Source organism: Stieleria maiorica (assembly GCF_008035925.1).
GTDB lineage: Bacteria > Planctomycetota > Planctomycetia > Pirellulales > Pirellulaceae > Stieleria > Stieleria maiorica.
The window spans coordinates 9,336,459-9,352,534 of record NZ_CP036264.1 but is presented as its reverse complement, the minus strand read 5'-3'; the positions used below and the strand labels follow the sequence as shown (position 1 = coordinate 9,352,534).

The window sequence follows — 16,076 nt, the reverse complement described above, 5'->3', positions numbered from 1 at the left end:
ATTACACTTCGTGCCAGGTACCGCCGCGCAACCGCGCAGATCCCCTAGCTTATCGAATTTGCAACTTTTGACCTAAGACGGGTCAACTCCGACAACCGAACCGGCGTTGTCGGACTCAACCCCACAAGTGCTGCCCCAACAGACTGACTGCCCGCACCACGGGCATAATGACGAGGCCTCTGGATGACCTTCCGCAAACCATCGCATTCCCTTCGCACACATCTCAGCCGTAACTCCGGGTTGCCGACCGATGGTACGACTTCGCCCGCGGCCCATCGTGCCGGCCGCAATCGCCGCAGCGGGAAACGCCGCGACGAAAAACGGCGATCACTGATGGAAAGCTTGGAAACCCGGCAATTGCTGGCCGGTCCCGAGCTGATCGGGATTCAGCCCAACGAAGGCGACTTGCTGTTCAACGGTGACACGTTGAATTTTTCGCCCAAGGAATTGGTGTTCCGGTTCGACGACAACACGCGAATCGACGAGAGCACCCTGGATGCGATTCGGATCACGCGTGCCGGTGAAGACCGCACCTTCGAATCGGCCTCGGTCACAAGCGACTTGGGCACCGGTAGCACGGCGTTATTTGAGTTTCGCGCCCGGCAATCGGGCAGCTTGGGCAACGGGATCGAGGTGGAGTTCACCGAGACCAATCGCGTCGGCACGTCGGCACCGATCATCACGACGGACCTGAGCGACGGACGCAAAATCACGATCGACATCAACATCAATCCGCTGCAGCGGACGTTGGCTCGTGACTTGGTGTCGGCAATCAATCGCGACTTGCGTACCAATCCCGACGCCCCGATGCGGGCCGGCGATTTGATCGAAGCGATCCAGATCAGTGGCCCGTCGGGGCAGCGGATCGGGTCGGTCGACAGCGTGCAGGACAAGACGCTGGTGCTGGACGGTGCCAACGCGGCCCAAGCGGTCACGGACTTTGGGACCAACGGTGCGGTGCGAGTCCGCTTCATTTCGCAGCTGCCCGGTTTGGACGGCCGCGGAACCAATCTGGTGATCGAGCAGCGAAACTTCGGCGCGCCGGCCAACCCGGTGATCGTCGTCACCGATCAATCGATCCGGATCCAGTTGAACAGCTTCCCAGGCGCCCCGACGACGGCCGACCAATTGGTCGCCCAGCTCAATTCCAACCCGCAAGCCAACCAACTGGTTCAGGCCACCGTTCAAGAAGGCAACGGGACGACAACGATCGGCAACCTGCCGGTCAACTATTCCCCGATCAACCTGAGCGGCGTCAGCGACGTGGTGGTCGAGCCGGGTTTTGTCGGCTTGGGCGATTCATCGCGTGAAGTGATCTTTCGGTTTTCCGAACCGCTGCCGGACGACATCTATCAGATCGATGTGTTGGGTACCGGGGCATTCGCGCTGCGTGGTGAAGACGGCGAAGCGTTTCAAGACGGCACCGATTTGACGCGGACCTTCAACATCAACCTGGGCCCCCAGGTGGTCGCGGTCGTGCCCGAACCGGTCCGTCGCCAACCCAACGGGACGCTCAGCACCGATACCGGCATCATCGAAGTTCACTTCAACGACGACGACCTGCTGCAGTCGGCGGCAGAAAACGAAGACTTCTACCAGTTGATCTTCACGCGTGATTCGGTCGACAACACTGACGACGTGATCGTTCGCCTGGACCCGAGCGTCAGCGGCATCGTCAACACCAAGGTCGGGGACGGCTGGATCGTCCGTGTTCCCGGCCGAGCGACGTACAGCAACATCACGAACATCGCAAAGCTGGATTTCAAGATCCCCTTGTCGCGAATCCCGGATCCTGAAACCCCAGGACAACTGCTCGAGGGGAACGCGCGACTACGCGTCGGAACGACCGAAAACCTGCCGATGGTACCGCAGGAGATCATGTTGCCGACCGGCACGCCGGCCGCCCCCGATGGTGCCGGCGACAGCTTTGAAACGGCGTACAACTTGAACACGACGTGGAGTCTGAGCGGTGCGACGACGACGCGTTCGGCGACGCTGGTCAGCGAGATCCGCAACGAGACGGCGTTCGAATTGGACCTGCCCGGCCCCGACGTTCCCGGCACGCGAACCATCCGCGCCGAAGACCCCTCGCGACTCGACCGCGTCGTGCCCTTGGACTACGTCCGTCAGTTTGCCGACCGGGTCGACGGGATCACGACCATCGAATACGACTTCGTCGCCAGTTGGTTGGGCGACGACCCGAACCGTCCGGGGATCAACGCGGACACCAATTACTTCAACATCATCAGCGAAGAACAAAAGCAGCGGGTTCGCGAGGTGATGTCGCTGTTCAGCGAATACCTGGGAGTCGCGTTCGTCGAAGTTTCCGACCGCGACCCCGCCGACATCGCTGGTTTTTCGATCGTCGTCGGCGACTTGTACGGCGGTGATGAACGCGAAGCCAGCGCCCAAGGCGGTCTGGCCGTTGTCACGCGTGACCGCAACGGTGACGGCGTGGACGACTTGGTCGTGATGGATTTCCAGGACTTCGACGAGTCGGTGGATGACCAATTCGGCGGCGAGTTCTTTCGCGGTGCGATGTTCGGCGTCGGCCAGTTGCTCGGATACGGATATGCCGACGACCTGCCCCAGCCGGTCACCCAAAGCACCGACTTTATCTTCCAACCGGGCACGGACAACGAGCCGGCGTTCCCCAGTTATGCCGACATCGTCCACGGGCAGTATCTGTATCGCCCGGACAGCACCGACATCGACATGTATCGATTCCAGGTCGACCAGACCGGATCGGTCGCGATCGAAACGATCGCCGAACGATTGGGCACGCCCAGCCTGCTGGACACCCAGCTGCGTCTGTACGTCGAAGACGCCAACGGCCAGTTCGTCGAAATCGCTCAGAACGACGACTACTTCAGCAACGATTCGCTGATCCGGATCGACAACATCAATCCCGGAAACTACATGATCGGGGTCAGCGCCAAGGGCAACGACACCTATGATCCGGCGATCCCCGGCACCGGCTTTGGCGGTCTCAGCCAAGGCAGCTATGAACTGCGCGTGGATTTCACGCCCTCGGCCATCAACACGATGACCGACAACACCGGCATCCCGCTGGACGGTGATTCCGACGGCCGCCCCGGAGGCACGTTCAACTACTGGTTCAAGCCTTCCGATCCGTCCGAAACCCTGTACGTCGACAAAGGCAACGTGACGCTACGCCAAGCCAGCGGTTTTGTGCCGTCGGGACTTGGCGATCTGGCATTCATCGAAGCGTTCCAGACCCGAACGATCGGCTATGTGAACAGCGCCTATGATGAAATCGACCTTGCGATCGCCGACGCCAGCCGGATCTCGGTCCTGAAACAAAAAGCGTTCAACGGAACGCTGACCGAACTCAATCAGCTGCGTCTGTCCGGAAATCAGAACGACATCCAACGCGCCGAAGCGATCACCAACTACCTGACCGACCTGGATTTGACGATTCGTGTGCTCGGCAATGGCGGTCGTGACGGATTGTTGCACACCGCAGGCGACAACTTCAGCTACAACATCGGCGTCAACGATAGCGGCTTGCCGCTGGAAGACGGCACCACGTTGAATCTGCCCGCGGGCATTCAAATGATGGTCGACGCCGGGGCGATTTTAAAGTTCAGCAACACCCGACTGGGCGTGGGCAGCGTCGCACCGACGATCGACTTGAGTGGTGCCAACCTGCAAGTGCTGGGAACGCCGACGATCGTGACCAGCAACGGACTGCCCGCCCGCGATGCCGCCGGCGGGATCATCCCCGGCAGCGTGTTCTTGACCAGTGTCAACGACGACTCGATCGGGACCGGAAACCAGGTCGGCGTTTTGCCGGCGGCCCAGCCCGGCGATTGGGGCGGCATCGACTTCCGCGGCGACCTCGACGCGGCCGACGAGCTCCGCACCAACCCGGAAGACCAAGGCGTCTTCAACAACCACGTCCAATACGCCGACATTCGTTACGGCGGTAGCTCGGTCAGGATCGGCGGCCGCGACGTCGTCGTTTCTCCGATCGACATGGCGATCACCCGTCCGACGATCATCAATTCGACGATCACCAACAGCAAGGATGCGGCGATCGCGGCGACCCCGGACACGTTCCGCGAAGACCGCTTCACCGATCCGAAGTACCAGCAAGCGGGACACTTCACCCCCGATTACACCCGTGTCGGTCCGGAGATCCACGGCAACACGGTGATCGACAACAGCATCAACGGCCTGTTCATTCGCTTGAAGACCCGCAGCGGATCGACGCTGGAATCGGTCACCACCAGCACCCGTTTTGATGACAGCGACATCACGCACGTGTTGGCCGAAAACCTGGTCGTCGCCGGTACCCCCGGTGGCCCCATCGTCCAAGCCGACGCGCCGTCTTCGTTCCTGATCCGGTTGTCCGCCCGCCCGACCGACGGTGCGGTCCCGGCCGGAACCTACGTGTACCGCCTGACCAACGTGACCGACGCCAATTTGGAATCGGCCGCCAGCGAGACGACCGTTTCGATCACGACCAACAGCACCGGCGGCATCCGCCTGCAACAGCTCCCCACGGTCGAACCGGGCAGCGCGACCGTGGCCCGACGACTGTACCGGGCGACCGTCGTCGGCGGCGTCCCCGGTCCGTTCGAACTGGTCGCCGAGCTCAACGCCAGCAGCACCACGTTCACCGATCGCATGGCCACCGGCGGCGCGGAACTTCAACTGTCCGCCAGCCCGCTCCGCAGCCGATTGGACGCCAGCTTGGTGATCGATCCGTCGACGGTCTTGAAGGTCGACGCGGCACGCATCGAAGCCCGCTTCGGCGCCAACTTGATCATCGAAGGCACCTCGGGCAACCCGGTCGTGATCACCAGCTTGGAAGACCAGCGCTACGGTGCCGGCGGGACTTTTGACACCAACGACCGCGGCAACGCGGCTGAAATCGCCCCCGGTGATTGGGGCGGACTGTACATCGGCCACGGATCGACGGCCAGCATCGACAATGCCGTGATCGCCGGCGGTGGTGGTACGACCCGGATCGAAGGCGGCTTTGCCTCCTTCAACTCGATCGAAGTCCACCAGGGCCAATTGCGTCTGACCAACAGTCGCATCGAACAAAGTGCCGACGGCCGCGGTGCCCTGAACGGCACCCGCGTCGGACGCAGCGACAATGCATCGGGTGCCGTGTTCGTTCGCGCCGCAACCCCGATCATCGTCGACAACGACTTCATCGACAACGAAGCCGCTGCGATCTCGATCGACATCAACTCGCTGAACTCCCAAGAGGTCTTTGACGGCGGTCGATCCACCGGCTCGATCGACAAGTTTGACATCATCGGCAATAGCGGTCCGCTGATCGAAGACAACTCGATCACGCGCAACGCGATCAACGGCATGGCGGTTCGCGGCGGTGAACTGGTCACCGAAGGGGTTTGGGACGACGTCGACATCGTCCACGTCGTCACCGAGATGATCGAGATCCCCAACAAGCACATCTATGGCGGTCTGCGACTGATCAGTGATGCCCGGGGGTCGCTGGTCGTCAAACTTCAAACACAGGAAGGCGAGGAAGAAACGAACCCGGCCGGGATCGTTGTCGGTGGATCACTGCTCACCGCGGCCGATGAATTCGTCGACATCGCCGACCGGATCGGCGGCTCGTTGCAATTGATCGGGCACCCCGATTTCCCGGTGATCATGACCGCACTGTCGGATGACTTCTCCGGTGCCGGATTCACGATCGACGGCTTCGCACAAGTCGACACCGACAACGACGGTGTGATCAGCGGCGTCATCACCGGCGACGACGATGACGACGACACCGGAAGCGGCGGAAACTTCGTCGGAACGCTTCCGACCGGCCCCGAAGTCAACCTGGGCAACACGATCGACAACGACGTCGCGGCGACCATCACCGGATCATTCACCGCGACGATCGGCGATGCCAACGACGTGCAGTCGAGCGCCACAACCGTCCAGACCCCCACCGGGCAGCAACTGGTCAACCAAGACTTCGTCTTCCAGTACAGCACGTTCCTGACCAGCGGCGGCACGACGACCGCGCTGGCGGCGACGACGATCACCCAGCCGGCGACCCTGATCGCCGACGACCGCGTGGAAAGCCGCGGCACCTACGCCGGCCCCAACGGAAACGTCGACTGGATCGCGACCAGCTACTTCATCAACGGCTTGCCCACGCTGTTCTCGACCCTGGACCTGCAATCGACATCGCCGCTGGGCGACATCCGCGTCGTCAGCTACTTGGACGAGGATGTTCAAGGGGTCTCGGACGACCTGCTGTACACCGTCGGAACCCCCGGCCAATCCGATTTCCGGGTCTACACCGTCGACGGTCCGCTGCGTGTCGGTTTCTCCCACGGCGGATTCTACGCCAACGACGGCGTCAATCAGCTGGGCGCGACCTACGAAGGCTGGGCGGCCGATCAGTTCGCCGATCTGCGGACCCAGATCACCGCCGGCACCCAAACCTACTCGATCCCCGGCGTGATCGACCTGGGCGACCTGCCGCAAGGCAACGACCCGGTCTTCGGCACCACCTTCGGCCCCAACGACATCACCACCGCGCACTCTTGGGTGGTCAACTCGAACGCTTCGAGCGCGCGGGTGACCAGCTTCCTGGAACTGTTGGCATCGGATCCGACCGCCGCGGCGCCCGGGACGACCGTCCAAGCCGGCCAGTGGAACGGCGTCACCATTCGCGAAGGTGCCGATGACCGCAACGTCGCCGCCGTGGCCGAACAAGAACCGGTGCGGACCACGGTGTTCGACACCAACTCGTTCCCCGGTCAAGCACAGTTCCTGGGTGAACTGGCCCCCGACGAGCAATCGGGCGATGAAAATCGACGACTCGGGTTCATCGTCGATGGTGCGATCACGACTCGCAATGACGTGGACGTGTACACCTTCATCGCCGAGAGCAACACCGAAGTCTGGTTGGACATCGACCGCACCAGCAGCGGGCTGGACACGGTGATCGAATTGATCGACTTCAACGGCGACATTCTGGCCGCGTCGAACGACTCGCTGTTGGCCGAACGCGACGTCGCGACGGGAATCTACGTTTCGCCGCGGCTGGACAGCGATGCCGCCCAACCGCTGACGGTCAACGAGGAACGCATCCCCGTCCAACGCATCACCGTCGATTACGACATCGTCAACGCGACCAGCGGCAACCTGACGTTCGGCTTGGCGGGCATGCCGGGCACGACCGTCAATGTCGCTCCGGCCGACTTCGTTGCCGATCCCGCCGGTGCGATCGCCGACGCGCTCAACAGCACCTTCGCCGGCGAACTCGGCTTCGTCACCGCCCAGTTGCTCTCGCGTGGCGACACCAGTGACTTTGTCGTCGAGGTCCGCTTCGACGCAAACTTCTTCACCGCCCTGCAAGTCCCGGAAATCATCGGCACGGCCAACCCGATCTTCCCGGCGATCAACAACCTGCGTTTTGAAACCGACATTCTGGACTCGGTCCTGCAAGACACGTATTCCTACAACCCGAAAGACGCCGGGATGCGAATCCGTCTGCCGGGCGAATCGGGAACGCTGAACCAGTACCACGTGCGAGTCCGAAGCAGCAACGTCCGTGACGGCAGCGATCTGGACGGTCTGGTCAACGGGAACGTCCTCGGCGGTCTGACCCAAGGCCGCTACTCGATGCAGATCCGCTTGGGTGAAACCGATGAAAGCGCCGGCACGCAGATCCGCTTGACCGACGTCCGCTACGCGACCAACGGCGTGCAAGTCATCGGCCAACCGCTGCACTCGCCGTTGACCGGTGAAGAAGCCGAGACGACCGCACCGAACGACACCGCCTCGGACGCGCAACGACTCGGCTACTTCGGCGTCGGAGCCGATGCGGGCGTCGAAGCCGGACCGCTGCAAAGCGATCGGCTGGCCAAGTCCTTCGCCGGAACGATCGACTCGGCGACCGATGTGGACTGGTATTCCTTCGAGGTCCAGTACGAGAACCTGACCCGTGACGGATCGCCGCTTTACCTGTCGACCGTCATCGACCTGGACTACGCGTCCAATTTCGCTCGCAGCGACATGGCGTTGTATGTCTTCAACGCCCGAGGCGACTTGATCTACACCGGTACCGACAGCAACATCGCCAACGACCTGCCGGCATCGCGATCGAACAACAGCACCGACGACCTCAGCCGCGGTGGTGCGGGGACTCAGGACCCGTACCTGGGCAGCGTCGAATTGCTTGAAGGCACCTACTACGTCGCGATCTCCAATCAGACGCAAGTCCCGATCGCGATGGACCAGTTCTTCAATCCGGCCAGCAACAACCCGCTGGTCCGATTGCAGCCGCTGCAATCGATTGACCGGATTGCCGAAGACGACATGAACGACCGTGTGTTGTTTGACGAAAGCTCGATCGTCCCCTATTCGCTCGACGACGTCGTCCTGTACGTCAACACCGCGTCTGGGCTGCACGTCGTCAACCCGTTCACCGGCCAAAACTACGGCCAAGTCGGCTCGTTCGGCAGCGACGACATTTATGACGTGGCGTTCCGCAGCAACGGCGAGTTGTTCGCTTACACCGGATTCGGAAACCGTGTCCGCAGCGACAACACCTGGTTCTACGTTCAAATCGACACCGGATCGGCGGCGTTGAACCAGATCAGTGCCGGTGCCGGAATCACGACCTACGGCGACATTTTGGTCGAGGTCAATTCGCAACAAATTCTCGATGCCGTCGCCAACGAAGGGGTCTTTGTCGAAGCGATTTCGATCCGCGAATACAAGAACGTCGAACGCGGCTTGTTCGTCGGCAGCCGCCCGACGTTCAACGGTGCGTCGGGACTGGAATACCGCGACAACGTGCTGTGGGAATTCAGCCCCCAGACCGGTCTGGCCGTCGGCCCATCGTTCAACCGTTTCCTGTTCAACTCCGGTGCGGGGACGATTCCGCGTGAAATCGGCCAGATCGACACGACCGCCCCGGCGACCGCTCGGTCGACGCAACTGGGCGTGACCGATGTGGTGGGCGTGGTCGGCAGCGGATTGTTGCAACAACAGCTGTTCGACGGAGACACGTTCACGCTGGTCAGCGGGATCGACACGACGACCTTCGAGTTCGACTTCGCCGGCGACGTGGCCGTGACCGGATCTCCGGTCCTGGACGGCGACACGCTGACGATCGGATCGACCATCTTTGAATTCGACACCGGCCCGCGACTGCGTCTGGCCGGCGTCTCGGCCAACGGCGGACTGGACGTCGGACAAACGCTGACCGTCACCGACGCCAGCAACGTCAGCGCGACGTTCGAGTTTGTCAACCAAGGCGATGCGCCCTCGGCCGGGAACATCCCGATCGACATCCGATTTGCCAGCGGACAAGCTCGTACCGCCGTGCAAATCAACAACGACTTGGAGTTGGCGATCCAGAACGCCCTGTCGGGCGTCACGACCACCGTCCTGGGCGCCGATCTGGCGTTCGACAACGCGACGTTCACGTTCGACGGGGCCGGCATGTCGGTCGTCGGCGGCGACGGCGTCAACGCCGGCAACATCGCGATCGAAGTCGACGAGTCGTTCGGTGCGACCCAGGTCCTCAACGCGATCTTGGCAGCCCTGACCGCCAACAACATCCCCTTCACCACCGTCGGGCAAACGTTCTCGGTCCCCGGTGCGACGTCGATCGGCGTGAATTCACAAGCACTCGTCAGCGGCGGCAGCCCCGGTGTCCAAGTCGGACGCACGGCGATCCCGCTGGATCTGTCGGACACCGCCGCCGATGTCGCCCAGAAGGTTGCCGACGCGATCAACAACCTGGGTGGTGCCGCGACCGCGGTGGCCCAGAACCGCAGCGTCACGATCAACGGCGGATTCATCGGCAGTGCGACCGGCAATCTGGTCGCCGGCGGCGTCCCCCGCGGCGGCACCGTCACCGGAGTCGAAATCGTCGGCAATGACATGTACGCCATCACCGACGCCGGCGGCCTGTTCCGTGTCACCGATGCGGAATTGACCGGTGGCAGCAACCAATTCCTCAACGGCAACCGCCAGATCGGAACCTACGTCGAAACGGCAACCGACCTGCTGCGGGTCCCCGGCGGATTCACCGGCCTGCGGGCCGGCCCCAACAGCGTCGACGGAGGCCTGTACTCGGACGTGCTGTTCGGCATCACCGGCAACGGCGACATCTATGCGTTCAACTCGGCCGGTGAATTCCTGCCCTACTTTGCCGGTGGGCGGTCACGCATTTCCACGGGCATCGCAAACGCCGAAGGCCTGGACTTCAGCACGCTGGACTACAACCTCTGGCACTACACCGGCACCCGCAGCGGCGATGCCGGACACGGCGGCAGCACCTCGCTGGCGTTCACCTATGAAACAACCTACAACTCCAACTACGCCAGCCCGGCAGAATATCCCTTCCGTCCGGATGTCAACGGCAACCCCTTAAACCCTCGCATCGACGGCCAGAGCGTCAACCGCACCTACAACTTCCCAGGCGGAGCCAAGGGGCAGGTCCAAAGCAAGACGTTCTCGTTGGAGAATTATTCGCCGAGCGATGTCCCGGTCCTGTACTTCAACTACCTGATCGAAGCCGATGGCGGCGGACGCACCGACGCACTACGTGTCTACGTCGTCCAACCCGATGGCACCGAACACGCCGTCGCGTTGAACACGACACTCCGCAACCCGCTGCCGGGTGCGAACGACGAATTCGACGATCCGGATCCGGTCGCGCCGTACAACGACGTGATCGACGTCGACAAACAGCAACTGTTTGACAACACGCCGACCTGGCGACAAGCCCGCGTTCCGCTGGCGGAATTCGCCGGTCAGTCGGGGCTGAGTTTGCGGATCGAATTCGCCACCGCCGGACGACTGGACACCGGATCGACATCGATTCGCACCGTCGCGGCGTCGGATCTGGTCGAAGGGCAAACGATTCGCGTCAGCGGTGAAACCTTCACCGTCGACTTCCCGCCGACCCTGATCGCCGCAGCCGGTTCGCAAATTGCCGCCGCCTATCTGGCCGATCCGAACACCCGTGCGACGTTCGTGCTCGACGGCCAGACCTACGTGCTCAACGACGGCACCCGTACGGTCGACACCTCACCGTCGGATCCGCTCGACCCCAATTCGCCGCCCACCGAAGTCGAAATCGACTTGACCGCGGGGCTGACGGGGACGGAAACGGTTGCCGACCTGACGCCTGCGGAAATCACCCGCTTGATCGAAACCGCCGTCAACACGACGCCGCCGGCGACCTTGAGCCTGTATGACTTGGTGGTCGACAGCAACTCGCTCGAGTTCGGTGAAGCGGTCAACTTGAGCTCCAATTCGAGCCTGCTGACCGTCCGCAACACCACCGCCAGCGGGACGAACTCGATCGAAGTTCGTGCGGCCATGAGTGCCAGCGACGTCGCGGTGGCGGTGCAATCCGCGATCCTGGAACGTTTCCTGCCGGGCACGCTCGGCTCGACCGGTCCCAACTACATCCCGACGTCCAACGCGATCGTCACCTTGCCCGGGTTCACCGTTTCCGACGCCGGACCGTTTGCCAACACCAGCCAACGCTACGCCGACCAATTCGGTGCCACACCGGTCAACGGCTCGCGCGACAATGATTTCGAGGGCGTCTTCCTGGACGACTTTGTCATCGGACTGGCCGAACGCGGCGAACAGGTGACCGACCCCCGCGGCGCGAACCCTCCGCTGGACACCGCGTTCGTAACCGACACGCGGTTCGCGTTCCCCGAACCCGATGATCCCCGCAGCGATCTGGTCACGGGATCGTATCAGGTCGAAATCCGCGACGGCAGCGAATACGTCGCCTCGGCCACCTCCTCGCAATTCCGGACGTTCAACAGCAACGACCGCTTCGGTTCGGCGATCTCCATCACCGCGCGGGGTGCGGCGGACATTTTGGACGGCCAAATGTTCTCGATCACCGACGGTCGGGCGATCGTGGAATTCGAATTCAACTCGGACAATTCGGTCACACCGGGACGCGTGCAGGTTCCGTTCTCGTTGACCGTCCCCGATGAAGACACCGGACTGATGCGTCCGCAGACGGCGACCGAAGTCGCCGCGTCGATCATCGCGGCGATCAACCGTTCGGATGTCCGCAGCGTGTTGGACGTGCAAGCGGTTCCCGCCAGCGGGTTCGAGAGCGAAGTGGTGGCCCAGCCGGGTATCAAACAGATCACTCGAATCGACCCGCGGATCAACCTGGTCGGCGACGTCGTCGTCTCCGATCCGACTCGGTCGCTGGCGTCGGTGGACCGCAGCGAACTACGCGGAGACAGCAACCGCGATCGCGTCGCCCAAGGCGTGATCATGATCGAAAACAGCCGCTTCCTGTTCAACGAAGAATACGGCATCAACATCCAGCACGACATCTCCGCGACGGTCGCCGGAAACGACACCGATTCGATCGTCCGCTACCCGCGAAACCTGATCGAGCTGAACAGCGAGAATCTGGTCCCCGGCGTGGTCGTGCAAAGCAACATCATCGCCTTCAACACCGTCGGCGGGATCAACCTGCAAGGCATCGACAACACGCTCGATGAAACCTCCCAGGACCCGGTCGCGATCGAACGCATCGTCAACAACACCATCATCGGCGGAACGATCACGCCCGGCGTGGATGCACCCTCGGAGACCTTTGCGGGCATCCTGTTCGATCAAGGCCAAATCTCCTTTGCCGACGCCGTGGTCGACTACTCGCCTGATGCCGGTGGCGACGCACCGACCCTGATCCACCAAACGCCGACGTCGGCGCTCGGAGCGCCCGAAACGCTCGGCCGTGGCGTCGAACCGATCGACGGTCAATTCACCGTCTCGCTCGGCCTGGGCGGCACGTTGACCCTGCAGTTCGTCGACAACTACCTGACCGGCAGCGGTGATGCGACCAACGACCTGGTAGTCTTTGAAACCGGTGACATCGAATCGGTCCGCGTCGAAATCAGCCGTGACGGCATCGATTTTGTCGACGTCGGCATCGTCGGCGGTTTGACCAACCAATTGGACATCGACCGCTTCGGATTCGGCCCCAACGATCGCTTCGCGTTCGTCCGATTGACCGACCTGCGACAAGGCAACAGGACGGGCAGTTCGCTCGGTGCGGATATCGATGCGGTCGGTGCGATCAGCTCGGTTCCGGTGGACAACTTCACTCAGGGCGGTATCGGAATCAACATCGTCGGTGGCTCCTCGCCGACGCTGCTCAACAACGTGATCGCCAACACGGAAACCGGCGTTGATCTCAACGGCGGCAACGACGGCATCGTGTCCGGTGGCAACACCTATTACCTGAACACCGCCAACACCGGTGCCAATGTCGGCCTGGGCACGCTGGCCCAAATTCTGACGCCCAGCGAAGCGGTCTTTGTCGATCCGGGCAACTTCGTGTTCTCGCCGGCCTCGGGTTCACGCATCATCGACAGCTCGATCGACTCACTGCCCGACCGGGCGAGTCTGACGACCGTCCGCAATGCCGTCGGCATCGACCCGTCACCGGTGCTCGCGCCACGCTTGGACGTCAACGGCCAGTTCCGTGTGGACGACCCGAACGTGGAACCGCCTAGCGGACTCGGCGAAAACGTCTTCAAGGATCGCGGCGGCTTCGACCGTGGTGATCTGGAAGGCCCGCGTGTCACGCTGCTCTCGCCGTTGGCCCCCGGAATCGGACTCGACGCCGGACGTGCGACCGTGCTCGGCGCGGCCCCCCAAGCGTTCGAGATCCAGTTGGTCGATGGCATCCCGCCGGCCGACATCGTTCCCGGGACCGGCATCGACGATCGATCGGTTTCGACCAGCTCGCTGATCCTGCTCAAAGACGGCGTGGCCTTGGTCGAAGGCACCCACTATCGATTCGCGTACAACCCCAGCACGAACATCATTCGCCTGACGCCGATCGCCGGCGTCTGGGAAGATGATTCGACCTACGTGATTCGCATGATCGACAGCAGCGATGCGATCATCCAAGCCGCCGACGGAGTCGTCTATCCCGACGGCGAAACCGTCACGATCATCGATGAACTGAATCAGCGCACGGTGTTCGAGTATGATTCCGGAATCATCATCGACATGCTGCCCGGATTGACGTCGACCGCTGCCGATGGATTGACCATCGAAGTCTACGACGGTGCGGTCACCCGTTCGTTCGAACTGGATGTCAACAACGCTTCCACCCCGATCTCGACCGCGGTTACGATCCCAGAGGCCGGTGACACCGAAGACTTCATCGCCGCTTTGGCCGCGGCCATCAATGCGGATACTTTGTTGAGCTTCACCGCTCGCGCATCCGGCGAAACCCTGCAACTGGTCGGCGGCACCCCGTTGTCGACCGCGACCAGCACCAGCGGTTTTATTCAAATCGCCGGACGCATCGGAACGGCGACCGGATTCGGCTTTGAAATCCCACCGCTGCCCGGCAGCACGATCGCCGACGTGGCCGACGGGCAAACCATCGTCGTCCGCCTCGGCGCGGTCAACGAAGTCGTCTTCGAATTCGACAACAACGGGTTGCTCAACGATCCGACTTCCACCGCCGTCCCCTTTGCCACCGGCGCCTCGCTGGATCAGGTCATCAACGCCTTGGTGATCGCGATCGGCGGTTCGGGGCTCGGCCTGGCCCCGACCAATGCCGGGTTCGGACGGATCTTCCTGGGCGGCGACAGCACCTACTCGATCGATCTGACGAACTCCAACGCCACGCAAATCGGATTGGCCGGCGACCAGCCGACGGTCCCGATCAACATCCCGATCGACCAGCCGGCCGAAGAGATCGTCAAGATCATCCAAGCGGCCATCGACGCCGAAAACCTGCCCGGCGTCAGCACCTCGCTGGTCGACGTCCGCGTCTTCCTGGAGGGCACCGGTGGGGTCTCCGGTTTCGGTGCGGTCGACATCGTTGTCGTCCAGGACCAAGTCGGTAACCTGCTGCAAAGCAACCAAGCCGACGGGCGAACCGAGCTGACGATCTTTGTCGGCACCGGGTTCGATTACGGAGACGCGCCGGCACCGTACGTCAGCGAACTGGCCGACGGCGGAGCACGTCACCGGGTCGACCCGACACTCAGCCTGGGCCAAGTTGTCACGGCCGACTCCGACGCCGAATTGCCCAACGCCGATGCCGGCGACGACGGCGTGACCTTGCCGACCACGTTCCAAGCCGGCTTCGAAAGCAACATCAGCATGTTCGTCCGCAACACCGACGCCGGACTGCTGACCGACAACCCCGTCTACGTCGACGCGTGGTTCGATTGGAACCAAAACGGTGTGTTCGAAGCCTCCGAGCGACGACGATTCGGAACTCCGGGAACGAACCGCACCCCCGTCTTCAACAACACCGCCACGACGGTCTCGATCGATGTTCCCGCCAATGCGGCGCTCGGTGAAACCTACGTGCGATTCCGAATCAGCGAATCGGCCACGACCGGTCCGACCGGTAGCGGCGGCATCGGTGAAGTCGAAGATTACTCGATCTTTGTGACCAACAATCCGTTCCAAAACCCCAACGGACGCTTCGATGTCAACAACAGCGGCAGCGTTACCCCGTTGGACGCACTGAACGTCATCAATGCGATCGCACGCAATGCGGCCGGCACCGGATTCGTCGACCTGCAGGTCACCCCGATCACCAATCCGCAGTACCCCGACGTCAACGGCGACGGAATTCTGTCGCCGATGGATGCCAACGGAGTCATCACCGAACTCGGTCGGCTCGTCAACCAGGGCGAAGGCGAAGCGGCAGCGATGAGCTACCTGGCCGCCGCGCCGGGGGTCCTGGCCAGCGGCCCGACCGTGTTGGGCGATCTGATGATCCACCAAAGCGTCACCAGCGATGTGCTGCCGTCGACCTCGGCGGATGCCGACTCGGATTCCGATGCGGTTCCCGCCGCGACGGACTTCGTCGACCCGCCGAGCAAGACCAGCGTCTTCGACTCGCCGGCGTCGATCGAACTCGATGCGATCGTCGACGACTTGGCTGCCGACGTGTCGGCCAGCGACGCCAGCGAAACCTCGGAGAACGAAAACGGATTGGACCTGTTCTTCGCCTCGCTTTAACAGGCGCGATGCCGATCGTTTGCCCTTCGTGGAGGACATGAATCATGCCTCGTTCCCGG

Annotated in this window: 1 protein-coding gene; it reads left to right on the top strand. The window is 62.5% G+C overall.

Annotated elements, in window-relative coordinates:
• The first annotated feature begins 183 nt into the window (after positions 1-183).
• Complete coding sequence (locus Mal15_RS31940) at positions 184-16,017, top strand: GEVED domain-containing protein (RefSeq protein WP_147871435.1); 15,834 nt, start codon at positions 184-186, stop codon at positions 16,015-16,017.
• Positions 16,018-16,076 lie beyond the last annotated feature (59 nt).

Bases quoted from the DNA above. Each gene is read 5' to 3' on its own strand.
- Mal15_RS31940 (WP_147871435.1), top strand. From the start codon at position 184: ATGACCTTCCGCAAACCATCGCATTCCCTTCGCACACATCTCAGCCGT.